The organism is Pseudoalteromonas sp. SG43-5 (assembly GCF_014164345.1).
In the GTDB taxonomy this organism is placed as follows: Bacteria; Pseudomonadota; Gammaproteobacteria; order Enterobacterales; family Alteromonadaceae; genus Pseudoalteromonas; species Pseudoalteromonas distincta.
The window spans coordinates 1-26,505 of the sequence record NZ_JACJFA010000006.1 but is presented as its reverse complement, the minus strand read 5'-3'; the positions used below and the strand labels follow the sequence as shown (position 1 = coordinate 26,505).

The 26,505-nt window shown below is 38.5% G+C and carries 15 protein-coding genes and 1 tRNA gene; 15 read left to right on the top strand and 1 reads right to left on the bottom strand.

Annotation, left to right across the window (positions count from 1 at the left end):
* The first annotated feature begins 43 nt into the window (after positions 1-43).
* The 3 genes from H5161_RS08190 to H5161_RS08180 all read left to right on the top strand — a co-directional run bounded on the left by H5161_RS08190 (position 44) and on the right by H5161_RS08180 (position 3,783).
* Positions 44-119, top strand: a tRNA-Glu gene (locus H5161_RS08190).
* A gap of 282 nt (positions 120-401) precedes the next feature.
* Entirely contained in the window at positions 402-3,269 is a 2,868-nt protein-coding gene (locus H5161_RS08185) for a pitrilysin family protein (protein ID WP_182769079.1), read from the top strand.
* Between the two features lie 247 nt (positions 3,270-3,516).
* On the top strand, positions 3,517-3,783 hold the full coding sequence (locus H5161_RS08180) for a DksA/TraR family C4-type zinc finger protein (protein WP_024605380.1): 267 nt from the start codon (positions 3,517-3,519) through the stop codon (positions 3,781-3,783).
* 284 nt (positions 3,784-4,067) lie between these two features.
* Here the strand turns inward: H5161_RS08180 and gloA are convergent, their stop codons facing one another.
* A complete protein-coding gene (gloA, locus tag H5161_RS08175; RefSeq protein WP_024594782.1) occupies positions 4,068-4,469 on the bottom strand; it encodes a lactoylglutathione lyase in 402 nt (133 codons plus the stop codon).
* A gap of 625 nt (positions 4,470-5,094) precedes the next feature.
* On the opposite strand from gloA, the gene H5161_RS08170 reads away from it, so the two are divergent.
* The 12 genes from H5161_RS08170 (at position 5,095) to H5161_RS08115 (ending at position 26,202) form a co-directional block, all read left to right on the top strand.
* Positions 5,095-5,973, top strand: coding sequence for an NAD(P)-dependent oxidoreductase (locus H5161_RS08170; protein ID WP_002962960.1), 879 nt, complete (start codon positions 5,095-5,097; stop codon positions 5,971-5,973).
* A gap of 147 nt (positions 5,974-6,120) precedes the next feature.
* Positions 6,121-8,379 (top strand): polysaccharide lyase 6 family protein, encoded by a 2,259-nt coding sequence (locus tag H5161_RS08165; protein WP_182769078.1) that lies wholly within the window; start codon positions 6,121-6,123, stop codon positions 8,377-8,379.
* A 5-nt stretch (positions 8,380-8,384) separates the two neighbouring features.
* The gene (locus H5161_RS08160; protein WP_182769077.1) at positions 8,385-10,601 is read left to right on the top strand and encodes a heparinase II/III family protein; all 2,217 of its coding nucleotides are present in this window, start codon (positions 8,385-8,387) and stop codon (positions 10,599-10,601) included.
* A 5-nt stretch (positions 10,602-10,606) separates the two neighbouring features.
* Positions 10,607-10,951 (top strand): cupin domain-containing protein, encoded by a 345-nt coding sequence (locus H5161_RS08155; protein ID WP_002962963.1) that lies wholly within the window; start codon positions 10,607-10,609, stop codon positions 10,949-10,951.
* A 2-nt stretch (positions 10,952-10,953) separates the two neighbouring features.
* Positions 10,954-12,261 carry an MFS transporter gene (locus H5161_RS08150; protein WP_002962964.1) on the top strand — a complete coding sequence of 436 codons (1,308 nt, stop codon included), beginning with the start codon at positions 10,954-10,956 and terminating at the stop codon, positions 12,259-12,261.
* A gap of 74 nt (positions 12,262-12,335) precedes the next feature.
* Positions 12,336-13,268, top strand: coding sequence for a sugar kinase (locus H5161_RS08145; RefSeq protein ID WP_182769076.1), 933 nt, complete (start codon positions 12,336-12,338; stop codon positions 13,266-13,268).
* 229 nt (positions 13,269-13,497) lie between these two features.
* The gene (gene eda, locus H5161_RS08140; RefSeq protein WP_182769075.1) at positions 13,498-14,115 is read left to right on the top strand and encodes a bifunctional 4-hydroxy-2-oxoglutarate aldolase/2-dehydro-3-deoxy-phosphogluconate aldolase; all 618 of its coding nucleotides are present in this window, start codon (positions 13,498-13,500) and stop codon (positions 14,113-14,115) included.
* A 14-nt stretch (positions 14,116-14,129) separates the two neighbouring features.
* Positions 14,130-15,212: a class II fructose-bisphosphate aldolase gene (fbaA, locus tag H5161_RS08135; RefSeq protein WP_039489411.1), complete on the top strand. Its 1,083-nt coding sequence runs from the start codon at positions 14,130-14,132 to the stop codon at positions 15,210-15,212.
* Positions 15,209-16,171, top strand: coding sequence for a class 1 fructose-bisphosphatase (locus H5161_RS08130; protein ID WP_182769074.1), 963 nt, complete (start codon positions 15,209-15,211; stop codon positions 16,169-16,171). The genes fbaA and H5161_RS08130 overlap by 4 nt, the downstream gene beginning before the upstream one ends.
* Positions 16,172-16,622: 451 nt before the next feature.
* On the top strand, positions 16,623-19,358 hold the full coding sequence (locus H5161_RS08125; protein ID WP_182769073.1) for a poly(beta-D-mannuronate) lyase: 2,736 nt from the start codon (positions 16,623-16,625) through the stop codon (positions 19,356-19,358).
* Positions 19,359-19,683: 325 nt separating this feature from the next.
* On the top strand, positions 19,684-22,716 hold the full coding sequence (locus H5161_RS08120) for a TonB-dependent receptor (protein WP_182769072.1): 3,033 nt from the start codon (positions 19,684-19,686) through the stop codon (positions 22,714-22,716).
* A 522-nt stretch (positions 22,717-23,238) separates the two neighbouring features.
* Complete coding sequence (locus H5161_RS08115) at positions 23,239-26,202, top strand: TonB-dependent receptor (RefSeq protein ID WP_182769071.1); 2,964 nt, start codon at positions 23,239-23,241, stop codon at positions 26,200-26,202.
* Positions 26,203-26,505: the final 303 nt, after the last annotated feature.

Below are 26,505 nucleotides of genomic sequence, written 5' to 3'. Positions count from 1 at the left end.
AAACGAGTCTAAAAATTCAGTTGTCCTAGTGACACATTTATGTGTCCCCATCGTCTAGAGGCCTAGGACACCGCCCTTTCACGGCGGTAACAGGGGTTCGAATCCCCTTGGGGACGCCACTTACTATTTTAAGTATTGTGTAAAGCAGTGTGACACCGCACTCTCTATGCACGACGTTATCAAGAGTACCAATCTCTTAGATATGTCATTTACTACTTAGATAGGAAAGTGCAGTGTTATTAGAATAAAACCACAAATTAATACCCTCATTTTATACTTCATTTTTATATCAATCTATTTACACTTTGTTACAAAACCAAACCCATAATCGCTCCATATTCCTTGTTGTACTTTTAATTAGTCTTTAAACTCATTGAGTTAATTTAAATATGGACTAAAAAATGAAACTCACAAAAATTGCACTTGCTGTTTTACTTGCATCAGGGTTGGCTGCATGTAATAGCTCAACTCAAGCTGTTGATAAAAATATTGTTACAGAAACATCAATTCCTGGCGTTACACTTATTGAATCAGTGAAATCTAATGCAGGTGAAATCAACATACCGTATAAAAAATATAAACTAGATAACGGTTTAACTGTAATTGTGCATGAGGATCATTCAGATCCCTTAGTACACGTTGATGTAACATACCACGTTGGTTCTGCTCGCGAAGAGTTGGGTAAGTCAGGCTTTGCTCACTTTTTTGAGCATATGATGTTTCAAGGATCAGAGAATGTTGCTGATGAGGAACATTTTAAAATAATATCTGAAGCAGGCGGTACTTTAAATGGTACTACTAACTCTGATAGAACAAATTATTTTGAAACAGTACCTGTAAATCAATTAGAAAAGATGTTGTGGCTAGAAGCTGACCGAATGGGCTTTTTACTCGATGCTGTAACCCAAGAAAAATTTGAAGTACAACGCGAAACAGTAAAAAATGAGCGCGGCCAACGTGTTGATAATCGCCCTTATGGTCGTTTAGGTGAACGTGTTGCTCAAGCGATGTATCCAGACGGCCATCCATATTCATGGCCTGTAATTGGTTTTATGGACGATTTAAATCGCGTAAATGTAAATGATTTAAAAGCATTCTTTTTAAAATGGTACGGACCAAATAATGCAACGCTTACCATTGGTGGTGACATCAGCGCTAATGATATACTGCCATTAGTTACTAAATATTTTGCACCAATCCCAAAAGGTCCTGAAATACCTAAAGTTGAAAAAACAGCTGTAATACTAGATGCCGATAGATATATTTCAATGGAAGATAAGGTTCACTTACCTTTATTAAGTATGAGTTTCCCAACGACTTATGCTCGCTCTGAAGATGAAGCACCTCTTGATATACTTGCTGAAATATTAGGTGGAGGTAATAATTCACTACTATACAAAAACCTAGTTAAAACTCAACTTGCTGTTCAAGCAAGTGCAAATCATCCATGCCAAGAGTTAGCGTGTTCAATTAGTCTTTATGCTTTACCAAATCCTACAGCAGGGAAAACGTTAGCTGATATGGAAAAAATCATTCGTGATTCATTTGTTGAATTTGAAGAGCGTGGCGTTACACAAGATGATTTAGATAAAGTAAAAGCTAAAATAGAGTCAGGTGCAATTTTTGGTCTGCAAAGCGTATCAGGAAAAGTCTCTCAACTAGCCGCATCTGAAACGTTTACAGGTAACCCAAACTCAGCTAAAGATGAGATTGCACGTTATAACAAAGTCACAAAAGCTGATGTTATGCGTGTTTTTAATCAATATATCAAAGGTAAATCTGCCGTTATTATGAGTGTTGTGCCAGAAGGTCAAACTCAACTTATAGCTGCCCCAGATAACTTTACGCCTAAAGCGCATGATTTTGGAGGTCCATCTGCAACTTCAGCTGATGATTTAGTAGCACGAAGAGCTGTTGATACATTTGATCGAAGTATTCACCCTGTAGCCGGCGCAAATCCTGCTGTTGATGTTCCTTCTCTTTGGCAAACTAAGACCGAAAACGGTATTAAAATATTAGGTACGCAAAGTACAGAAACGCCAACCACCGCTATTTTCATTAAAGTTCCGGGTGGCTTGTATAATGAGCAAGCTAGTAAAGTGGGTTTATCGTCAATGACTGCATCGTTAATGAGCGAGTCAACGCAAAACTACACTACAGAGCAAATGAGTAACGCGCTTGAAAAACTGGGTAGCCAGGTAAGTATCTACTCAGACAAAACACATACAAATGTGTATGTTTCTAGCTTAACTAAAAATGTAGATGCAACGCTAAAGCTTGTTGAAGAGAAATTATTTAAACCAGCATTTAATGCCGATGACTTTGAGCGTAATAAAAAGCAAATCATTCAAAATATTCAACATTCAATGAAGGATGCAGGGTATTTAGCATCTAATACATACAGCAAATTACTATATGGCGACAATATAGCTGCACTTCCAAGTACTGGAACGCTTAATAGTATTGAGGCTATTACATTAGATGACGTTAAAGCTTTTTATAACGCAAACTTTAAACCACAAGGCGCGCAAGTCATTATTGTTTCTGATTTAAAAGAGTCAACAATTGAGCCAAAGGTTAAAGCTACACTTGCAAACTGGCAAGGTAAATCGAGCCCAGTTACTGTTGATTTCAGCGAACCTAAAGTCGAAACTAATGTCATTTATCTTGTAGATAAACCAGATGCCCCTCAATCAGAAATTCGTATTGGTAAACGCGATATGGTTGAAGACATTACTGGTGAGTTTTTTAAAGCTAACTTAATGAACTTTGCATTTGGTGGCACGTTTAACAGCCGTATCAATCTAAATTTACGAGAAGATAAAGGCTACACTTACGGTGCTCGCTCTCGTTTTTGGGGTGATAAAACATCAGGCGGCTTTACAGCTTCTGCAGCGGTGAGAGCCGACTCTACTGCAGCGTCTATTACAGAGTTTACTAATGAGCTTAATAACTATGCTCAAAACGGTGTCACGGATGAAGAGCTTATGTTTATGCGTAAAGCTATCAATCAAAAAGATGCGCTTAAATACGAAACGCCTAATGCAAAACTTGGCTTTTTAGCACAAATATTAGAGTTCGATTTAAAACCTAGCTTTGTAAAAGAAAGAAATGAGATTGTTAGCAATATTAGCAAAGAAGAAGTTAACGCCTTAGCTAAAAAACACTTAAACACTAAAGATATGATTTATTTAGTAGTGGGTGATGCTAAAACACTTCGCCCTGAGCTTGAAAAATTAGGCATGAAGGTTGTTGATTACAGCCTTTAATATTTAAATAAATAATTAGAATTACAAAGCAGCTTTTTTAGCTGCTTTTTTTTGCCTGATTTTAGAGTGTTGATCTTTTTGAAAGTAGATTACAGGGAGCAACTACAGCGTCTTTCTTTAGATATAAAATATAGTTTTATAGTTGAAGCCTTCAAATAACACCCCATTCCTAGCTTTATTATTCAGTACTTATAAAGATTCAATTTGGTAGCATAAATTTAAACATCCAACTTTATTAGGAGGATTTATGGCAAGTGGATGGGCACGAGACGGTGCAATTCAAGATCAAATTGATGCAAGTGTTAACGACGCCGTACAGTATGCAAGAAGCAATTTAATATCTGGTGCAAGTGCTGAGCTATGTGACGAGTGCGATGAAAAAATCCCACAAGCACGAAGGCTCGCGCTACCAGGAGTTCGCTACTGTGTTGCATGCCAAGCTGAAATAGAAGGCAATGGTGCCAGCGCTAAATCGTTTAATAGGCGTGGTAGTAAAGATAGTCAGTTGCGTTAAAAAAAGGTGCTGCAAAGCACCTTTTATTTAATGCCAATCTGCATAACCATTTGAACTATATATAAAATTAAACCTCTCCATAGTTATACCAACCAGCATAAATCTTTGATCAATTTAACGAATTAAATTGCACTATTACGTCGATAAAAATTTTTTATTTAGAACAACTAGATACAAAAATTTTGCCTAGTTCTAGCGTAATTTTTTTAACGTTAAATAGACCCCATATATAAGCAGATTGGCATTATGCAAATTGTTATAACTTGAATTAGTTGTTAAGTAATTTAAAATTTACTCATGTCTTCTTTTTTCTGAATTAACTCAATTGCATAGCCATCTGGGTCTTTTACAAAAGCAATTTCAGTAGTACCGCCTTTTACAGGCCCTGGTTCACGGCTTACATTGCCACCAGCAGCTTTAATATCTGCACATGCTTTGTAAATATCATCAAACTCAATAGCAATATGACCATATCCATTACCTAGGTCGTAGCTATCCTCGTCCCAGTTATAAGTTAGCTCTAATACTGTGTTATCTGCTTCGTCGCCATATCCAACAAAGGCAAGAGTGTATCTGTATTCACTGTTATCAGCTCTGCGTAATTCTTTCATACCTAATATTTCAGTATAAAAAGCAATTGATTTATCCAAATCCGCTACACGAAGCATAGTATGTAATAAACGCATTTTTAGTTCCTTTAGTTATTTATTCAAAGTTAAGAGTATTTTTAACTAAGCGCTATTATCAAGCGCGTTTTAGGGGGGTTATATGTATTAGCCATATATGTAGGCATTACATATAAATCACAACCTTAATATGAGAGTGGGCTTAAAACAGTTTGAGTTCGACCTTTATAAATTACCAATTAATGAATCATTTTATTAAATTTTGGATGTTTAAATAACCAGTACTCAATTATTGGTCAACCTATTAGTATAAAAAAAGTTACTGATTGTTCAACAAAAGTTAACCTTTGCTTAATTGTGCTGTTGATATATAACCATCTGTTTTAATAGGATATTAAATTAATTTTTGTGTAATTTTTAAAAATGTGGCGTTTGCTTGGTTAACTTATTGGTTGACAAAAAAGTCGTATGGTAATACAGTTTTTGCATACCAATTGGTAAGTTGCTTGGTTTGAGTGAGTACAATGTATTGGTAATTAATCAGAGTTACGTTTTGCACAGGTTAATTTATAAATAACTCAAGCTTAAAGTTACTCTACAAATTGAAACAAAAGACACAGCGTATTTATAGAGTAAATTTTACTTGTTCTTATAAAAGTATGCGCCACATATTTAGGAGTTATTCATGTCAAAACCAGTCATCGGTTTCATCGGCTTAGGCTTAATGGGCGGCAACATGGCCGAAAATTTACAAAACAAAGGCTATGAGCTAATTGTTATGGACCTTAGCAAAGATGCGGTTGCAGCATGTGTTGCTAGAGGCGCAAAAACAGCAAGCACTGCAAAAGAGCTAGCTGAAGGTTCAGATATTGTTATGTTTTGTCTTACAACGTCTGCCGTTGTAGAAAAAATTGTTTACGCAGAAGACGGTATCCTAGCGGGTATTAAAGAAGGTGCAGTATTAGTTGATTTTGGTACTTCTATCCCATCATCTACTAAAAAAATTGGTGCTGATTTAGCAGCTAAAGGCGCAGGCATGATCGACGCGCCACTAGGTCGTACACCAGCACATGCTAAAGACGGTCTTTTAAACATTATGGCTGCAGGCGATATTGATACATTCAATAAAGTTAAACCAGTACTTGAAGATCAAGGTGAAAACGTTTTCCATCTTGGCGAGCTAGGTGCAGGTCATACAACTAAGCTTATCAACAACTTCATGGGCATGACGACAGTATGTGCTATGTCACAAGCATTTGCAGTGGCAGAGCTTGCTGGTGTTGACCGTCAACAACTTTTCGACATTATGTCGACTGGCCCATCTAATTCACCATTTATGCAATTTTGTAAAAACTATGCAGTTGATAATGTTAGCGACCTTGGTTTCTCGATTGCTAATGCAAACAAAGATTTAGGCTACTTCCTACAAATGGTAGAAGACCTAGGTACTGAATCAAAAATCGCTGAAGGTTCATCAGCTAACCTACAAGCAGCGTTTGACGCTGGTATGGGTCAAGGTAACGTTCCTGAAATTTTTGATTACTTCAAAAAGTTAGAAAAGTAATACTTCTCGACCTTATTGAGCGCTTTGAGCTTTAACTTAAAGCGCTTTAACACACATGACACCAATTGACTAAAGTCTTTGTGCAATGTCAGCTTTTTTTAATTCTGATGAAGCACTACTTTCAGTCACAACGAAAAAGAGTTAACTATGCGTTTGATTAATACAATAAAGCTTAGTCTAGTTCTCATCGGTTGCATATCCACACAAGTAGCGGCCAAAGATTATTTTATAGAAAATAAACAAGCTTTTAATGATATCGCAGCTAATCTAGTTGCTGGCGACAAAGTAGTACTTAAAAATGGTACTTGGTCTGACTTCGAAATTTTACTTGAAGGCCAAGGTACAAAAAACTCTCCTATTATATTAACCGCTGAAACTAACGGAAAAGTAATTCTATCAGGTCAATCTAATCTAAGACTTGCAGGTAAATACCTTGAAGCTTCTGGTTTAGTATTTAAAGACGGCTACACACCGAGCTCAGCTGTAATAGAATTTCGTAAAAATAAAAATGAATTAGCCTACAATTCACGAGTTACTCAAACAGTAATCGATAATTACAGTAATCCAGACAAGCGAGAGTCTGATTATTGGGTTGCCTTATATGGACAACATAACCGCTTTGATCATAGTCATTTAGTTGGCAAACGCAATAAAGGTGTGACAGTTGCTGTTCGTTTAAACACCAAAGCAAGCCAGGAAAACTATCATCGTATAGATAACAACTATTTTGGCTACCGTCCAACTTTTGGTTCTAACGGTGGTGAAACCCTGCGTATTGGCACAAGCCATTACTCACTAACTGATTCGCATACATTGGTTGAAAATAATTACTTTGAACGTACCAATGGTGAAGTAGAAATTGTTTCGGTTAAGTCAGGTAAAAACATCCTTCGTAATAACGTATTTTATGAAGCGCGCGGTACATTAACGCTGCGCCATGGTAACGGCAATCTTATAGAAGAAAATATCTTCATTGGTAATGGTGTTGATCACACAGGTGGTATCCGCGTTATCAATAAAGATCAAATTGTAAGAAATAACTACCTACAAGGCCTAACAGGCTATCGTTTTGGCAGTGGTTTTACTGTAATGAACGGCGTACCAAATTCATCTATTAATCGTTATCACCAAGTAGAAAATGCGACGATTGAAAACAACACATTTATAAATGTGCGTCATATTCAACTTGCTGCAGGTAGCGATGCTGAGCGTAGCGCAGCCCCAAAAAATAGCGTAATGAAAAACAACTTAATCATAAACCAAGATGGTGAACAGCCATTTACAACATTCGACGATGTAAGTGGGTTAGTATTAAGTAACAACATTGCAGATACAAAAGTGCTTTCTGAGCTAACGTACGGTGTAAAAAAAGAAAAAATCACGCTTGAAAAAGCAAGTAATGGTCTACTTTACCCAACCTCTAAAAGTTTAAATGTAGGTGCAAAGCGCGATTTAAAAGTACTTAAAAAAGAAGATACCGGTGTTAGTTGGTATGCAAAAGTACCTGCTTTAGTTGATTTTGATTCTGGTAAGACACATTCTGTTAAAGCTGATGTAAGTGCATTACTAGATGCTATTGATAATGCAGAGTCGGGCGATGTTCTAGAACTAGCGCCTGGTCAGTATGATGTGTCTAAACTGGTTAAAATTGATAAAACGTTGACAATTAAAGCAAAGCAGAACGCAAAGTCTAAACTTACTTTTCAACGCTCTACTTTGTTTGAAATACATGATGGCGGCAGCTTAAAACTAGATGGCTTATCAATTTCAGGTGAAAACGCGCCAGATGCAATAGGTAACAGCATTGTTCGTACGCAAAAATGGGGTATGGTTGATAATTACCGCTTTGTAATGACCAACTCACAGTTAAATGCTTTAGATATTAATCATTCATTCCATTTCTTTATCACCGGTAAAGGTGCAATGGCTGACGAAATTATTGTTACAGGTAATACCTTTAATACAGTAACAGGTGACATTTTACGTCTAAATACTGAAATTGAAGACTTAGGTGTTTATAACGCGGAATACGTCATTGTAAATAATAATACATTTAATAATGTAGAAGGCGGTGTACTTAAGCTTTACCGTGGTGGCACTGATGAAAGTACATTTGGTCCTCATTTTGAAATGACAAATAACACACTTAATAACGTTGGCCTTGGTAAGCGTAATAAAGAGCAAGCGAGCATTTATGTTCACGGTGTTCAGGTTACTAATATTAAAGATAATAAATTTGTTAAATCTGCTCCTATTGTTGTAGAGCACACAGTAGGCGAGCCTAAAACTGAAATCTCAGGCAATACATTTGATGCAACTAAAGCACCAAGCGTTAAAGAGTTAAGAGTTAAAGGCCCACACACGGCAGTATTAAAAAATAACAACATTTTAAATAAGGCAGGGTAAATACTATGTACTTATTAAAATGCCAAACACGTTTTAAAATAGCTGCTGTAGTTGCAATTACATTACTTACATCATTGGGGGCGCATGCAGCGCACCCAAACTTAGTGATTACTACTGATGATGTTAAGCAAATGCGCCAAGCAATTAGTAGCAACGGTAGCACAAAGTTTGCTACTGCGTTTGAATCGCTAAAAGCGCAAGTAGATGAACAAATTGCACAGCCTATCACTGTACCAGTTCCAAAAGATGGCGGTGGTGGTTATACACATGAGCGCCATAAGAAAAATTATCAACTTATGTACAACGCGGGCATTATTTATCAATTAAGCCAAGATGATAAATACGCAAACTATGTACGTGATATGTTGCTTGAGTATGCAAAATTATACCCAACGCTTGGTCTGCATCCAAAACGTAAAATGGACTCGCAAAATCCAGGTAAGTTTTTTTGGCAAAGCCTAAATGAAGCAATGTGGCTTGTGTACACAATACAAGCTTATGATCTAATTCATGACTCGTTAAATGCCGATAATATTAAAACAATCGAGAATGACTTACTCCGTCCTGTTTCGTTGTTCACATCTGTAGGCCAACCGTCTACATTTAATAAAGTACATAACCATGGAACATGGGCAACAGCGGGTGTTGGCATGGCAGGGTATGTATTAGGCGAACCTGAGTGGGTAGAAAAATCATTATACGATTTAGAAAAGTCGGGTAAGGGTGGCTTTATTAAGCAGCTAGAGATGCTGTTTTCACCACAAGGTTACTATAACGAAGGTCCTTACTATCAACGCTTTGCACTATTACCATTTGTAACGTTTGCTAAAGCGATTGAAAACAACGAACCACAACGAAAAATCTTTGAATATCGCGATGGCATATTATTAAAAGCGATTGATACGACGATTCAACTTAGCTACAACGGTTTGTTCTTCCCAATTAACGATGCAATAAAAAGTAAAGGCATCGATACCATTGAGTTAGTAAATGGGGTAACGGCAGCGTATGGCTTAACCAACGATGCAGGTTATTTAGATATTGCTAAGCAACAAGACCAAATAATTCTCTCTGGTGATGGGCTAAAAGTAGCTCAAGCACTTGATAACAACATGGCAAAACCTTATTCGTTTAAATCTGTTGCCTTCGGTGATGGTAATGACGGTAAACAAGGTGCTTTAGTTGTAATGAGAACGCAGGTAGGTGGCGATCAAGCGCTACTGTTTAAACCTGCTGCACAAGGTTTGGGCCATGGTCATTTTGATAAATTAACATGGCAGTTTTACGACCACGGAAATGAAATTGTATCTGATTATGGCGCAGCACGTTTTTTAAATGTAGAAGCTAAATACGGCGGTCGTTATTTACCTGAAAACGAAACTTACGCAAAACACACTGTTGCGCACAATACGGTAGTGGTTGACGAAACAACGCATTTTAATGCAAATGTTGAAGTAGGAAATAGTAATTACCCTACACTTAACTTTTTCGAAACAAATGAATACGGCACGGTTTCAAGCGGCGAAATAAGCACAGCTTATAAAGGCGTAGATCTTGAGCGTACGCTTGCACTTATTAACTTACCTGAACTACAAAGCACAGTTGCACTTGATATATTTGATGTTGCTGCAAATAAAGCGCATCAGCTTGACCTGCCTTTGCATTATAAAGGTCAGCTTATCGATACCAGCTTTGAGTTAAAAGCAAATGCAGCACAGCTGTCTGCGCTAGGTACTAAAAATGGCTACCAACATTTATGGCTTAAAGCTCAAGCGCAACCTCAAAGTGGTTTAGCTAAAGTAACGTGGCTAAACGAAAATGGTCGTTTTTATACGCAAACGAGCTTGGTAAAAGGTGATGAGTCTTTCTTGTTTACTCAAATAGGCGCAAATGACCCTCACTTTAATTTACGCAACGAAAATGGTTTTATTCGTCGTGTTGAGGGGCAAAAGCAACATAAGTTTATATCTGTATTAGAGCCACATGGTGAGTACAACCCAAGTAAAGAATATACCCTAGAAGCTGTTAGTCGAGTTACAAAGCTTGAATATAGTCAGCAGGGCGATTTAACACTTGTTGAACTTGATATTAAAGGCAACTCATATTTAGTGGCAATTAATAAAGCACAAACATCAGCTAAAAACACATTCAATTATCAAAATAAAGAGTTCACTTTAAATGGCCGATTAGGCGTTTATATGATGAACAATAATCAGGAGTAAATAGGATGCAAAAGCAAAGCGCAAACTTTTCATTTGGTAACGAGACCGAAATAGAAGACTTAGGAAATGGTCTAAAACGTCAAATGCTAGGTTATAACGAAGAGCTAATGGCTGTTAAAATTTGGTTTGAGAAAGGGGCTATTGGTTATAACCATGCTCACAGACATTCTCAAGTAACGTATGTTGTTGAAGGTGAGTTTCACTTTAACATTGATGGCGTAACTAAAATCTTAAAACCGGGTGATAGCTGCTTAATCCCACCATTTGCTGATCATGGAGCTACCTGCCCAACAGGCGGAATCCTGATTGATACTTTTAGCCCAGCGCGTGAAGACTTTCTTGAGGATTAATTATGCAACTTAAAGGCTTACGTTGGTGGGTTATAGCGCTAATAGCGCTAGCTACCATTATTAACTATATCGACCGCCAAGCACTTAGTGTGCTTTGGCCGGACATTGTTGAAGATTTATTTCCTGATGAATCAGCGCTAGAACGCAAACAAATATACGCTAATATTTCTATTGTGTTTGTATTTGCTTATGCATTTGGTCAGGCAATCTTTGGTAAAATATTTGACTGGGTGGGCACACGCTTCGGTTTTGTACTATCAATAGGTGTTTGGTCTATTGCAACCGTTGCGCATGCATTTGCACAAGGTGTACTTAGTCTTAGTATTTTTCGCGCAATCTTAGGTGTAGCAGAAGCCGGTAACTGGCCTGGTGCAGCTAAAGGTAACGCAGAATGGTTCCCTACTAAAGAACGTGCTTTAGCACAGGGTATTTTTAACTCTGGCGCCGCAATTGGTGGCATTATTGCTATTCCTTTAATTGCTTATTTAACTATCTACTTTAGCTGGCAAATGGTGTTTGTTTTTGTTGGTGCATTAGGTTTCCTTTGGTTAGTTCCATGGTTAATTTTAGTTAAAGCACCGCCTAGCTCACATCCTTGGCTTACTGCCGAAGAACGTGAATATATCTTAACGGGTCAAAGACGTGTTGATGACAACGGTGATGTAACTGGTGAAGACGAAGAGGAATATAACCCTACAACTGCTGAGTTACTTTCTCGTAAGCAAAGCTGGGGTGTAATCATTGCCTCTGCCGCAATTGACCCAATTTGGTGGTTATTTGTTTTTTGGATCCCTATTTACCTAAACGAAGTATACGGCATGGATGTTAAATCTATTGGTATATACGGTTGGGTACCTTATGTTGGCGCTATGTTTGGTGCTTGGTTTGGTGGCTTATTGGCACAAAACAGGCTTAAAGCAGGTTGGAATACAGATAAAACACGTAAGCTTACTATTACGCTGGGTTGTTTAATTATGTTACCAGCGCTACTTGCAATGGCAAATCCAGGCGGACCAACAACAGCGGTACTAATTATGGCTGTTATCTTATTTGGTTTTCAAACTGCAATTGGTAACGTGCAAACACTACCAAGTGATTTGTTAGGTAAAAAAGCAGTGGGTACATTATCAGGTTTTTCTGGTATGGCGGCAAAACTTGGTGCTGTAGGTCTTACATCGTTAGTACCTTTTCTTACTGCTGATGGTAACTACACACCAGCATTTGTAATTGGTGCTTCTTTAGCCATCATAGCAATGGCAGCTGTTTGGATTTTAATTCCAAAAATAGAACCTCTTAAAAAGCCTCAATAATCTAGATAATAACTGCTATGCCAACATATTTTGTATAAGTGCATAGCAGTTAACTACATAGGGTAACTTCCAAGATGAAAAATATTTACTTTATCGGTGAATGCATGGTCGAGCTTAGAGCTATGAGCGCGGCAACACTGCACCAATCATTTGCAGGCGATGTTTATAATTCTGCAGTGTATTTAAAACGTTGCTTCCCGCAGGTTACTACTTCGGTTGTTACGGCTTTAGGTCAAGATAATTTAAGTAAAAAAATGCTAGAACGCTTTGAAAGTGAAAAAATAAATACGCAACTTGTATTTGCTCACGACACCAAAGTACCTGGTATGTACTACATAGAAACTGATGAGCATGGTGAGCGTAGCTTTATTTATTGGCGCAATGATTCTGCAGCTAAAAAGGTTGTTGATTTTTTAGATGCTGATGCACTCGAGCAGCTTAGCCAAGGTGATATGTTTTTCTTTTCAGGGATTTCATTAGCAATAATTGAAGAAAGTGCACGTGAAGACTTTTGGAAAGTGGTAAAGGAGCTTAAAGATGCTGGGGTTAAAATCGTTTTTGATCCTAACTATAGAGCACGTTTGTGGAATAGTGTAGAGGAAACAAAAGAGCAATATCATTTAGCCTTTACGTTTGCAGATATTACCCTACCAGGCGTTGAAGATTTAACAACACTTTATGGCGTTCATAGCGTAGAAGCAGTTGTTGAATATTTAAAGCCTTACCAAATTGAAGAAATTGTTGTTAAAAATGGCCCTGAATCGGTAGTGACAAAAGAGGGCGATACGCTTCAAAGCCACACTATTGTACCGGTCAAAAACGTTGTAGATACAACATCAGCAGGCGATGCCTTTAACGGTGTTTACTTAGGTGCACGTTTATCTGATAAATCAATTTCAAGTGCCGTGCAACTTGCTGCAAAAGCGGCAGGGACTGTTATACAGCAACCAGGTGCTATTGCTCCAAAAGATATATTTCAGCTAGCAATGGCTGAAGCTGGCATGTGATACCAATTTTATTAAAAACATGATCACCTTAGCGTATTAAATAACTCACTAACTACGTTAAAAATTATTTATATAGAGCAACTATGTATCATAATTTTAGCCTTGTTATTGAGCTATTTTCTTGTCGCTATAATAGCTCAATAATTTAATGCAATTGGTATAACAAAATAATTAAACATTAAAGGCCGCTATACCTCGGCCGCATTACTTTTTATAAAGGAACAACGTTATGACTCGCTTTTCTGAACTTATGGCAGGACAAACACTGCTACCTATAATTCAAGCAGATACTCCAGAGCAAGGTGTTGAAATAGCGAAAGCTATGGCCAATGCTGGGCTTACTTTAGTTGAAGTAGTGCTAAGAACAGAGGCATCAATAGAGGCATTAAAAGCTATTAAAGCACAGGTGCCTGAGCTAAAAGTAGGTGCGGGAACAGTCATCAATACTGATATTTTGGAGCAAGCACTTGAAGCGGGTTCTGATTTTATTGTAACCCCAGCGGTGTCTCCTACGTTACTTGAAGCTCTTGCTAAATGTAATGTGCCGGTACTTCCTGGTGTATCAAACACCGGTGATATTTTAATGGCGCTTGAATATGGCTTTGAAGAGCAAAAATTATTCCCAGCATCGCTTGCCGGTGGCGCTCCTTTTGTGTCAGCTGTGTCGTCAGTATTTAGAGCAGTCAGCTTTTGTCCTACAGGTGGCGTTAGCGAAAGTAACAAAATGGACTATCTTTCTTTAAATAATGTATTCGCCGTTGGCGGTACTTGGATAGCGAAGAAAGAATGGGTTGAACAAGAAAATTGGCAAGCAATTACTGATTCTTGTATCCAGGCTTTAAAATAGAAAGGATTTCATAAATGAATTATTTAGCCCCAACAATACTACCAGGCGTAATCGTTGGCGACGAAGTAAGTGCTGTGTACGAGCATGCACGTACTAATCAATATGCGTTGCCAGCGGTAAATGTTGTTAGCACAACATCTATTAATGCGACGCTAGAAGCTGCTAAAAAGAAAAACTCGCCCGTTATTATTCAGCTTTCTAATGGTGGAGCACAATTTTTTTGTGGTAAAAGCTTATCTTTACCAGAGCAACAATCAGCTGTGCTTGGGGCGGTAAGTGCTGCAAGATATGTACATTCAGTGGCAGCACATTATGAAGTAGCAGTGATGCTTCACACTGATCACGCAGCTAAAAAGCTACTACCTTGGATTGATGGTTTGCTTGATGAAGGTGAAAGACACTTTGAACTGACTGGCAAACCATTGTTTAGCTCACATATGATTGATCTGTCAGAAGAGCCTTTAGAAGAAAATATCGAAATTTGTGAACGTTACTTAACGCGTATGGCAAAAATAGGTATGACGCTTGAAATTGAGCTTGGTTGCACGGGTGGCGAAGAAGACGGTGTTGATAACTCACACCTAGATAGTTCTGCTTTATATACTCAGCCTGAAGATGTTGCATTTGCTTACGAACGCTTAAGTCGTATTAGCCCTAACTTTATAATTGCAGCCTCTTTTGGCAATGTTCATGGTGTATATAAACCGGGTAACGTTGTTCTTACGCCAACTATTTTAAAAGATTCACAAGCTTACGTATCAGAAAAATTTAATCTACCAAGCAACTCAATTAACTTTGTTTTTCATGGTGGTAGTGGTTCTGAGTACAGTAAAATTGCAGAGTCTTTAACGTATGGCGTAGTGAAGATGAATATTGATACCGATACGCAGTGGGCGTGTTGGACAGGTATTTTAGATTACTACAAAGACAAGCAAGCATACCTACAAGGGCAAATTGGTAACCCTGACGGGGATGATAAGCCAAACAAGAAATACTATGACCCTCGTGTATGGTTGCGTCATTCAGAGCAAAGTATGGTTGCAAGGCTAGAGCAATGCTTTGACGATCTAAATTGTGTAAATAGGTATAGCGCATGAAAAGATTAAATACAGTATTGAAAGAAGACGGTGTAGATACCGCTCTTATTTTACTTATTCGCACAATTTTAGCGACCAGTAAAGAAATTGCTTTTCGAGTAAGCCAAGGTGAATTAGCCGGTGTTTTAGGGTCAACTTTGAATGAAAACGTTCAAGGTGAAGTTCAAAAAAAGCTTGATGTAATCGCAAACCAACTACTTAAAGACATCCTACTTGATGATAGCAGTGTACGATCTGTTGCATCAGAGGAAGAAGATCATGCGGTAGGTGGCCACCCTGAAGGTAAGTTTATTGTTGCTTTTGACCCGTTAGATGGCTCTTCTAATATTGATGTTAATGGGCAAATAGGCACTATATTTACTATTTACTTAGCCCGTGATGATGTTCCTTTTGACAGCGACGAGCAATTTAGTCAGCCCGGTGTAAATCAAGTATGTGCAGGCTATGTGTTATATGGCCCTTCATCATTACTTGTAATGAGTACTGGCGGTCCTACGCGTTGTTATACGTTAGACTCAACACATGGCGGTTACTTACTGACAAATAAGCAGTTAAGTGTGCCAGAACAAAGCCGTGAATTTGCCGTTAATATGGCTAACTACCGTTACTGGGACGAACCAACACAAGTGTATTTTGATAAATTGCTATACACCTGTGAAAGCTTTGAAAAAAGCTCAATGCGTTGGAATGCAGCGATGGTAGGCGACGTTCATCGTATTTTATGCCGAGGTGGGTTATTTTTGTATCCACAAGATAAACGCAGTGGTAACGATAACGGAAAAATAAGACTGCTTTATGAAGCAAACCCGTTAGCACTTTTAGTTGAAAACGCAGGTGGTAAAGCAACCTCTAGAGGAACGCGAATTTTAGATATTGCGCCAACTAGCTTGCACCAGCGTGTGCCTGTTGCTTTGGGTTCAAATGAGCCTGTAGAGTTTTATAATAACGCCATGTTATAAAACAGCACTCAAAAAAAGGGGTAAGAAAATTGCCCCTTGTTTTACCCTTAATTTTAATTCTCTTTGTAAATCATCCTCTTTATACAAACTCACTTCTTTTCTTATTGTCTTCAAATAAGAATACTTCACATATATTTAATAATATTACCTACTAAACCCTATATAAAACTAAGTTTTTACTATAACGCTATGTATCTTCAACGTTATTTTTCACAATTGAATTCAATTTTTAACCAACAATAAAAGCCCAAGGTTAACTTGGTGTTTATTTATTGTTGTTTAATTAGGTGGGGATAGTGGAAAAACTTATTTTATTGTGGTTATATTACCAAGTTGGTTAACAATTCATTTGCAATTCAAATGAATTTGGTAATAATTACATGATTTATTTGGTAACACACACAATAGATAACCAAATATTAAAACTATAAATTTGGAGAATAGAGCCACCATGAAATTCAAACATTTTGCGCTATGCGCTATTGCAGCAGCAATCGTTGGTTGTGACACAAACTCAAACAACAATGACAACAACTTGGGCTCTATTGCTCTTAGTGGAACTGTTACAAGCGGACAAACATTAACAGCTGAAGTTAGTGACCCTGATGGTATCTCAGGTGACGTGACTTACTACTGGTATGCAGATGGTGAGGCAATTGCTGGTGCAAATAGCGCTTCATTTACATTGACTGACGATCAGATAGGGTTACCAATTACAGTTCAAGGGCTTTATACCGATGATGGCGGTATTAATGAATCGCATATTACAGAACCAACCGCAGATGTTGCCGCAATCGCATTTCCTGCAAGTTTAACTATTACAGGTGACGCACTAGTTGGTTCGCAACTAACTGCTAATGTAGCTGACGACAATGGCTTTGATGGCGATACAGTAACTTATAAATGGTTTGCAGATGACGTAGAAATTGCTGATGAAGCACTTTCAACGCTCACGTTAACAGACGCACAGTTTGGTACAGTTATTACAGTTAGTGCATCTTTTGAAGATAGCCGTGGGTTTAACGAGTCTGTAACTTCAGCCGGTACAGAGGTTGTCGCACGAACAAACTCAGAAGGCGAAGTTACAATTAGCGGCACGCCAACTGTTGGAAATACTTTAACAGCAGAAATTAATGATACCGATGGGGCGACAGGAGATATCACTTATCAATGGCTTGCTGACGCACAAGCGATAGATGGCGCAATAGAGAGCACCTTTACAGTTGATGCATCACTTTTAGGTCAAAAGGTAAGTGTTCAGGTTGCTTATACAGATGATAATGGGTTTATCGAGGATAATACATCAGAGGAAACAATTGCTGTTTCTGCTGTTGCGGTTGACGAAGCCGGTAGCGTAGCCATTATGGGTGTAGTGCCTTATTTAACAAATGGCGAGTTAACCGCTGAGATAACTGATAACAACGGCGTTGAAGAGGCTAACGTTACTTATACTTGGTCTGCTGATGGCGTTGAAATAGCTGGGAGCAATAGTAAAACATTTACGCCTTCTGATTACGCTGGCTCAATAATGTCAGTAAAAGCCACGTATACAGATAATGATGGCTTTGCGAGTGAGGTTACAAACTCACTTGATACATTGGTTTACACACAATTAGTTAGTAACCCTGAAGCACTCCTTGGTGCTATAAGTGGCGGTTTAGCTGACGGTGATGTTATTGGTTTAAACACGGGGGTTTATGCTGATATGGACGCAATTTTATTAACCAGTGCAGTAACGCTTCGCGCTGTAGAAGGTCAAACTCCTGTACTTAGTGGTGAAGTATGTGTGCATGTAGCTGCTGGAGTAGATGGCGCTGGGTTAACAGGGCTTACCTTTAAGAATATAGATACTAAAGCGGGTGCATTTTGTGAAACCGAAGAAGGTGCTGTTATTTACTCAGAAGGGGATAACTTTACTTTTTCGCAAAACACGATGGATGGAGAAGAAGCAACGCTAAACAACTCTACTTATCATTGGTTAATGCTAAAAGGTAAAGGCGCTTTAATCGAACGTAATACATTTTCTAATCGTAATTTTGCTGAAAATGGCTCCGTGATTAAAATGGCATCTGCAAGCTCGGATCACGTTATTGAATATAACTTGTTTAGTGGCACTAGTAGCAATCCAAACTTTGACAATTCTAGCTTACATTTAATTAATGTTGGCAGTACAACGGGTAGTGGTGCAGCTGATAACGCAAACTTTACTATTCAGTATAACCGCGTAGAAAACTTTGTAACGGGTCGTCGTTTAATGCGTGTACAAACTTCTGGGGCAACCATCAAAGGCAATACAATCGTAAATCCTAATGGTGGTATTTCACTAGAAGATGGTGGCTTCAACAGTGTTACAGATAACATTATTATTCGAACTACCGATATTGCAAGCTCTGATGATCGCCCAGCGGGTATATTAATCACACCACTTGGTCACACTGTGAGTAACAACTACATTGCAGGTATTCGTTCTGGCAATAAAGAAGCGGGCGGTATTGTATTTACGGCAAATCCATTTTCGCAAGCTGACGGCGGTGTGCCAAACTCGGGTAACCAAGCTGTACTTGATGCGGCTGGCGACTTTACACTAAATGTAACAAACAATACGGTTTTGAATTCACAGCAACCTATTGTATTTAGTACGGAAATAGGCCCTAAAGCACCAACAAGTGATTGTGATGAGTTAACCGCAGCGAATGCGCCGGTACTCTATGGGCTGACCAAAAATGCGTTTGTTATAAACTTTAATGGAAATTTAATTGCAAACGGTTTAGGTGATCAAACAGACGCAGATACAATAAGCAGCAGTGCTAAAACTCAAGGCCTATTTTACCCAAATACACTTGATAGTGACCATGCTTTTGAATATGACTGTGACTTAATTAATCATGATAGTTCGGTGCTAAGTAACAACTTTGGTTATATGGATAGTCGAGTATCAGGCGATGCAAGCGGTGACTGGGTTGAAATCAGAAAACTAAATGGTAATGGCGCATTCGATACTGATGGTGCAATTGACCAAGACCCAGCAACTAACGGTAAAGAAGTGCTTGAGTACGTTACAGCAGCAAGTACGTTATTAGAAACTGACCCTGCAGGCCTTCAGGCAGAGGCAGGTGCTAAAGGTCTTCATTATATTCAATCATCTGAAGTCGGTGTTGGATCTACATGGAAAATACAAAACGATTAAGTAACCAATTAATCAGTTAACTTTTAAAAGCCCCAAATTTGGGGCTTTTTTATTATTTATTAATAATCACCACACTTTTCTCAACCTACATAACTCATTTATCGACTAGTTTAGAGCTGTTTATATTCTAGTAAAAAACCTGGCTGACCTACTGGTAATGCCGTTAAGTTAAAATTGGTATACCTTATGGTAATATTAAAACGTCAAATTGGTTGATCATCGTGCTGGGTTTAAGTATATTAATGCCAAAGGTCACATAAAATATACATCAGCATAACAAGCTAACACACTAAAATCACACAACAACAACCAGCGGAGAATTCAAATGTCGTTGAAGTCACGAGATAACAATAATTCTACAACAGGGCAGTTTGCAATGCGCCCAGTTGCAAAATGGGTAAGAACAGCGGTCATCGCAGGTATGGCAAGTTCTTGCGTATTTACAGCAAGCGCACAGGAAGATCAGGGAAAAGCGACAGAAGTTGAAGAAGACGTTGAAATAATTAGTGTTACAGGTACACGTAGAACGATACAAGATCAAATAGCAATTAAACGTGAAGCAACAACGGTAGTTGATGGCCTGTCATCTGAAGATATTGGTGATTTACCAGCACTGTCTATCGGTGAAGCACTAGAATCAATTACAGGTGCTGCATCTCACCGTGAAAACGGTGGTGCTACAGAAATCACTATCCGTGGTCTTGGTCCATTTTTAAGTGCAACACACATTAATGGTCGTGAAGCGACTAATGGTAGTGGTGACCGCTCAGTTAACTTTTCGCAGTTCCCTTCTGAACTTGTAAAAAAAGTAGCGATATATAAAACGCAAGATGCGTCAATGATTGAAGGTGGTGTTGCAGGTGTTATTGCACTTGAAACTATAACTCCACTTGATTTTGGCAAACAACGTGTATCAGCTGAGGTTAAATTAAATTACAACCCTGATGAAGGTAATGTAGATAACTCGCTGCAAAGTGACGCGGGTTACCGTGGCACGTTTAGTTATGTTGATCAGTTTGAATTTGATAACGGCCAAGCCGTTGGTGTGTCTTTTGGTGTGCAGCGCCAAGAAATTAGTCAACCAGAGGCTGAATACAGAAGTTCTAGCCCATCAGGTTCTTCATTGTGGGCGTGTTTAAACGATCCGACTAATACCAATGAAGGTTTTTACCGTAGCAGCGCAGGCGACTGTGAAGACCAAGTTAATGGCAGTAGCAACCAAGGTTACGATACAGAAATCGATCCAGAAACAGGTAAAGCAGTAAGTGATGGGACTCCTTATGCTTGGACTGGCAGTAGCCGAAGCTTTCGTCAAAACGAGACATCTGATGAACGTGATGCAGTATTTTTTGCACTGCAATACCAACCGTCAGCTGATTGGGATATTAACTTTGATGCACAAATTTCAGATAGAACACAACAAGAAGCACGCCACGATTTAATCTTTTTACAAAAACGTGCAACACCAGGTGTAACCGGTCCAACACTTGTAACTAACGATGTAGGCGGTATTTTACATTGGGAAGGTGAAGAGCGTATTGAATCAGCGGGTGAGCAATTTTCTCGTGAAGAAAACTACCAAGGTTACGGCATAAATATAGAACATACAGTTACCGATAGATTAACTGTTGACTTAGATTTAGCGTATTCAAAAACTGAACGTGAAGAACTTCAAATATCTAACCGTGGTAGAACATCAGGTCGCAATTTCTTTTCTTGGGATATGGGCGATGAAATTCCTCATTTCACACTGACAGATTTTGACGTAACAGATATTTCAAACTTTACAGATAGCCTAAGAACACGACTTGACCGTGAAAATGTTCGTGAAAACGAAGTTATCTCAGCGCGACTAGATTTTGACTATGCGCTAGATGGCAACGTTTTTACAAGTATTCAAGGTGGTATTAGAACATCTGAAATGACCTTCCTACAGTATGGTGGTAGCCAAGGTAACGGTTCAAGAAACGAATTTACACTAGACTCTGGTACTGAAGCGCTTGACGTATTACAAGGTTGTCAAATCGATTTCCCTGAATCAGGCTTTTTATCGAGTGTATCTGATGGTGATATCGTAACAAATATTGATAGCGACGGTAACGTTGTAGCTAGCGGTACAGGTTCATCATGGGCTACATACGACAACGTATGTTTCTCACAAGCTGTAGCTGGTTCTAACGCTGATGGTGTGTTTGCTTACCCAGAAGTGGAATATGAAAATGCAGGTACAATTGATGTAACAGAAAAAACAACATCAGTGTACTTAATGGCTAACTACGATACTGAAATGTTTGGCAAATTCATTCGCGGTAACTTTGGTCTTCGTATTGTAGACACAGATGTAACTTCGATTGGTTTTAGAAATAGCTTTGATGTTGTAACAAGTGATACCGGTGTACTGTCTCTAGTTGAGTCTGATAACGGTTCACTGGATAAAATAAAAAGTGGTGGCGATTACACTAAGTATTTACCAAGCTTTAACCTAGTTATTGATTACAGCGAAGATATTTTATTCCGAGCAGGTATATACCGTGGTATGTCACGCGCAAATCCATCTAATTTAGGTTATAGCCGTACATTCCAAGAAGATACAGAAGGTACAGCAACATCAATCAGCGATTTATTAGTGGGTGTAAATGGCTCTGGTAACCCGGACACTCAACCACTTATGTCGTGGAACTACGACGCTGCGTTTGAATGGTACCCTAACGAAGATTCAATCTTAGCGTTAAGCTTATACTACAAACAGTTCAATGGTGGTTTTCAACAACAAACAGTAATTGAAGAGTTTACTGTTGCCGGTGAAACTGTTTCATTACCAATTACTAACTCTGTTACATCAGACGAGGACAGTGAAATACTAGGTCTTGAAGCTTCATTTTCTTACCGCTGGGATAATGGCATCGGTATGAAATTTGGTTACAACTATGCAGACACTGACTTTGAGTTCCAAGATAGCTTATACGGCGATACGTTTGTTACTGATGTAGACGGTAATACTACACAATTAACTGACGGTATTATTGAGTCGGCTTCAGTACCTGGTTTTTCAAAGCATGTATTTAGCAGCCAGCTGTACTACCAAATTGGTGGGTTTGATACTGCCGTTATTTACAAATATCGTAGTGAGTATTTCCAACCATATACTACAAATGGTACTCGACTTCGTTATGTTGATTCTGTAGGCGTATGGGAAATGCGCGCATCATACAAAATTGATGAGCACTTTAGAGTTAAAGCAGAAGCAATTAACTTGTTCAGCGCACCTAAATCACAAGATTTCTTTGTTGAAGGAAACTTAGGTGAAGTGAATGACTACGGCCCACGCTTATTCTTAGGTTTAAGCTACAAGCTGTAATAATAGTTAAACATTAAATCTCATTAAAAAGGCGGTTTTACCGCCTTTTTTTGATCCCTAAATTCTTCAATTTTATATTTTCAATAACGCTAATAAATAGTACTCAACACAGTTCGCTTTCTAATAACGCTTCTTGACTGAAAAAAAATTGGTTAACCAATAATGCCATTTATTAAGTGCGTACAACATCATCGGTTTCTCTTGCCTAAATTATTTCATTTTTAAAACACTAACTCTTTTAACCCTTGTAATTGATAGCTCAATTTCTAATTAAATTTAAAATCAATAAATAACATGTACTTAAAATCTACTTTATGATTTTAATTTAAAGGTTAGGTAGGTTTTTCTATTTTGGTAATAACATATTGCATAATATTTGATCTAAATTCATTACCAAAAGGTTGACCTTTTTATGGTTGGGTGTAAATATAAAGTTAAGGGTTTGTAATAATTAGGGGCTTTTAATAAAAACAATAAAGTAGCTGGTTAAACATAGCATTTCACACACACAGGAAAAAAACTATGAGTCACAAGTTATCTAAAATTACACTGGCAGTTATATCGGCAACCGCACTTGGTATGTCTTTGTCTACACAGGCGCAAGAAGCTCCAAAAAAAGCTGTAGACGATCTTGAGGTTATTGAGGTTTCAGGCATTCGACAATCGCTTACAAATGCGCTTGCACAAAAGCGTTCAGCAGATAGCCTTGTTGAGATTATTGAGGCTGTCGATATTGGTAAGCTACCAGATCAAAACCTCGCAGAAGTACTTGAAAATGTAACGGGGATTCAAATTACCCGTGAAGCAGGGGTAGGTACGGGCGTTCAAATTCGTGGTACCAATGCTAATCGTACAGAAGTGAACGGCGTATCAACAGTTGGCTCTGGGTCTGGGCGAAGTGGCATTAGTTTTGAAGATGTATCAGCTGCAATCATCTCCGGTGTAGAAGTAATTAAGTCACCTGAAGCAAAAACAATCGAAGGCTCTGTGGGCGCAACAATAAACCTTAAAACAATTCGCCCGTTACAGTTAAATGAAACTCTAGGCTCAATTAGAGTTCAAGGTGAAGATAGTAGCTTATCAACAGATGGTGTTACTCCTAGGGTATCGGGTGCTTGGGGTGATAACTGGGAGCTTGATTCTGGCGGTAAGTTTGGTGTTGTATTTAGTGGTAGTTACAGTGAGCAAGACGTAACCGCATTTCGTCCTCGTGCTGATAGAGATAATTCGATAGCCGCTGATAGTGGTGCTGCAAGTGCACAATCGTTTGATTTTCTACCAGTACAATTTTTGATTCAAGATTACGATAATTACGAATACGAGACAAAAAACTTCGCAGGTACATTTGAATATGCACCAAACGATAATATGAAATTCTTTTTTGATGCAGTTGTTAACGATCAAGAGCGCCGCCAAGAAAGCTCAAGAGTACAAGCATCTGGCCTAAGTGATCTTAGAAATGTATCAATACCGAGTGAATTTGAAACAGTTAATTTTGGTTCTCTTGACGGACAAAACCTAGGCAGCATACAAGCGGCCGTAAGAGGCGTTATTCCGGTTGAAGACGGTGGTGGCGATCCTAATTTACGTTTTTCTAGTGATACTAATTCACGCATAACAAAAAGCAAAATATTTAGAATAGGGGGCGAATGGCAAGGCGATAGATTATTTGCAAGTGTTGAAGCCTCAACCTCTCGTTCTGATTCAACTACACCAAGCTTTAATACAACGCTTAATTTTATAAATCCAAATGTCGCTACTAATTCGTCAAATGAAAACGGGACTCCTTTTGAGTATGATCTTACAGGTGATGCACTTACATTTGGTATTGCAACGGGGGAGGCAAACGCACCAACAATGGCTCAATTACTCGACCCTGCAAATGTTGTTCTACGTGACGTAAACCAAGGGCAAGATGAGTCAGAAAATACAGAAGATGCGTTTCGTACAGATTTTACATATTACTTAGATGATGTAATAACGTCAGTCGATTTTGGTTACCGCTACAGTAAAACGAGCAGTATGTCGGATCAAGTTCGCTCTAACGTTGGTTTAAGAAATATGGCTGATAGCCCAACGGGTGATTTATTTGCACAATTATTAACAGCGGGCCCAGATAACTTTAATGATGGTGATGGGCGAGCACTTTATATTCGTGATTTCTTACTTATAAACCCAGAGCTTGCATCCTCTGATCCACAAGCTGTATTAGCAGCACTTAACCAAGCGATTGAAGCTAATAATGCAATAACAGGTTCTGATCGTGGTCCAATAAGTTCACCAACGTCTCAAGTAAATGCGTTTTTTGATATTGAAGAAGAAACACATGCCTTATATGCACAAGCTAATTTTGAGTATGGCATGTTTCGCGGTAACTTTGGCTTACGTTATTTAGAGACTGAAGTTACATCGCTAGGTAACTCTGTTACTCAAGATGGAAGTGGCAACGAACTGGTGACTCAAGTAACGTCAAAAGGTGATTACGATTTCTTTTTACCACGATTTAATTTAGCCGCGAATGTAAGTGAAGATGTGATTGTTCGTCTAGGTTGGTCAAAAGATATCAGACGCCCAGATTTTGATGACCTATCTACATCCGTTACGTTTGGCACCAGCCCTAATAGTGCAGTTTCAATAGGTAACTCAGGCTTAGAGCCAGAAGAAGTAACCTCTTTCGATATATCCACTGATTGGTATTTTGCACCCGCTGCTTTATTAAGTGTGGGGTACTTTCATAAAACACGTAGCGATTTGCACGTTACACAGCAAGTTGACCCATTTGAAGACCCAAGCACAGGCTTTCGCGATACAAATGGTCCTGAATGTGAAGGCGGCGGCATATTTAACCCAATTGCTGACATAAACGTATTTGGCCCAGATGCTGGTGTAGGGTTATGTGTACCAACACAAACTACTATTAATGATTCTGGCGAAACAACACAGCAAGGCATCGAGCTTGCAGCTCAATACGACTTATCAAATTTTGAAAAAGAGCTAGGCTGGGCATCAGGTTTTGGTGTTGTTGCTAACTACACCTATCAAGAATTTTCTGGTGGTGAATCATTTGACACCGCAACGAGTCGTGCAAATGCTGTTTTTGCATTAACAACCGGTAACCCGGATGCAGACATCAGTGCTAAGCAATCACTCATTGATCTGTCAGAAAACGCATATAACATCACATTTTACTATGAGAAATACGGTCTATCTGCTCGAGCGCGTTACACGTGGCGCGAAGGGTACCGTTCAACTGACTTTGGTAGCACTTCAAGCTTCCCATGGGGTTTCCCTGTTGTACAAGAAGACAGAGGGCAGCTTAATGCCAGCATAAGTTATGATGTGAACGATCAGCTAAATATCGGTATTGAAGCCGTTAACTTAACTGAGTCAGAAGTTAGCCAGTCTTGTGTAAACGAAGGTGCTTTACTTTGTTTCCAAGGTATTACAGACCGCCGTATTACATTTGGCGCAAGCTATAGATTTTAAAGGTTATAGTTAAATCGAGTCTATAAGTGTGTGTATTTAAAGACGCTAAAAGCAAGCCACCTGGCTTGCTTTTTTTTAACTATAATTAGTTAACATTTACAAAAATAATTTATTCCACTTTGTATTTTACTTATCAATACCGTTACAGCGGCAATGTCTTGCGACACTGCCACCAGTAATTATACCAACCTGCATAAATCTTTGATCAATTTAACGAATTAAATTGCACTATAACGTCGTTAAAAATTTTTTATTTAGAACAACTAGATACAAAAATTTTTGCCTAGTTCTAGCGTAATTTTC

Coding starts and splice junctions, on each gene's coding strand:
- H5161_RS08150 (WP_002962964.1), top strand. CDS start 10,954: ATGCAACTTAAAGGCTTACGTTGGTGGGTTATAGCGCTAATAGCGCTA.
- H5161_RS08170 (WP_002962960.1), top strand. CDS start 5,095: ATGTCAAAACCAGTCATCGGTTTCATCGGCTTAGGCTTAATGGGCGGC.
- H5161_RS08145 (WP_182769076.1), top strand. CDS start 12,336: ATGAAAAATATTTACTTTATCGGTGAATGCATGGTCGAGCTTAGAGCT.
- H5161_RS08155 (WP_002962963.1), top strand. CDS start 10,607: ATGCAAAAGCAAAGCGCAAACTTTTCATTTGGTAACGAGACCGAAATA.
- H5161_RS08185 (WP_182769079.1), top strand. CDS start 402: ATGAAACTCACAAAAATTGCACTTGCTGTTTTACTTGCATCAGGGTTG.
- H5161_RS08130 (WP_182769074.1), top strand. CDS start 15,209: ATGAAAAGATTAAATACAGTATTGAAAGAAGACGGTGTAGATACCGCT.
- H5161_RS08120 (WP_182769072.1), top strand. CDS start 19,684: ATGTCGTTGAAGTCACGAGATAACAATAATTCTACAACAGGGCAGTTT.
- gloA (WP_024594782.1), bottom strand. CDS start 4,469: ATGCGTTTATTACATACTATGCTTCGTGTAGCGGATTTGGATAAATCA.
- H5161_RS08125 (WP_182769073.1), top strand. CDS start 16,623: ATGAAATTCAAACATTTTGCGCTATGCGCTATTGCAGCAGCAATCGTT.
- H5161_RS08115 (WP_182769071.1), top strand. CDS start 23,239: ATGAGTCACAAGTTATCTAAAATTACACTGGCAGTTATATCGGCAACC.
- fbaA (WP_039489411.1), top strand. CDS start 14,130: ATGAATTATTTAGCCCCAACAATACTACCAGGCGTAATCGTTGGCGAC.
- H5161_RS08160 (WP_182769077.1), top strand. CDS start 8,385: ATGTACTTATTAAAATGCCAAACACGTTTTAAAATAGCTGCTGTAGTT.
- H5161_RS08180 (WP_024605380.1), top strand. CDS start 3,517: ATGGCAAGTGGATGGGCACGAGACGGTGCAATTCAAGATCAAATTGAT.
- eda (WP_182769075.1), top strand. CDS start 13,498: ATGACTCGCTTTTCTGAACTTATGGCAGGACAAACACTGCTACCTATA.
- H5161_RS08165 (WP_182769078.1), top strand. CDS start 6,121: ATGCGTTTGATTAATACAATAAAGCTTAGTCTAGTTCTCATCGGTTGC.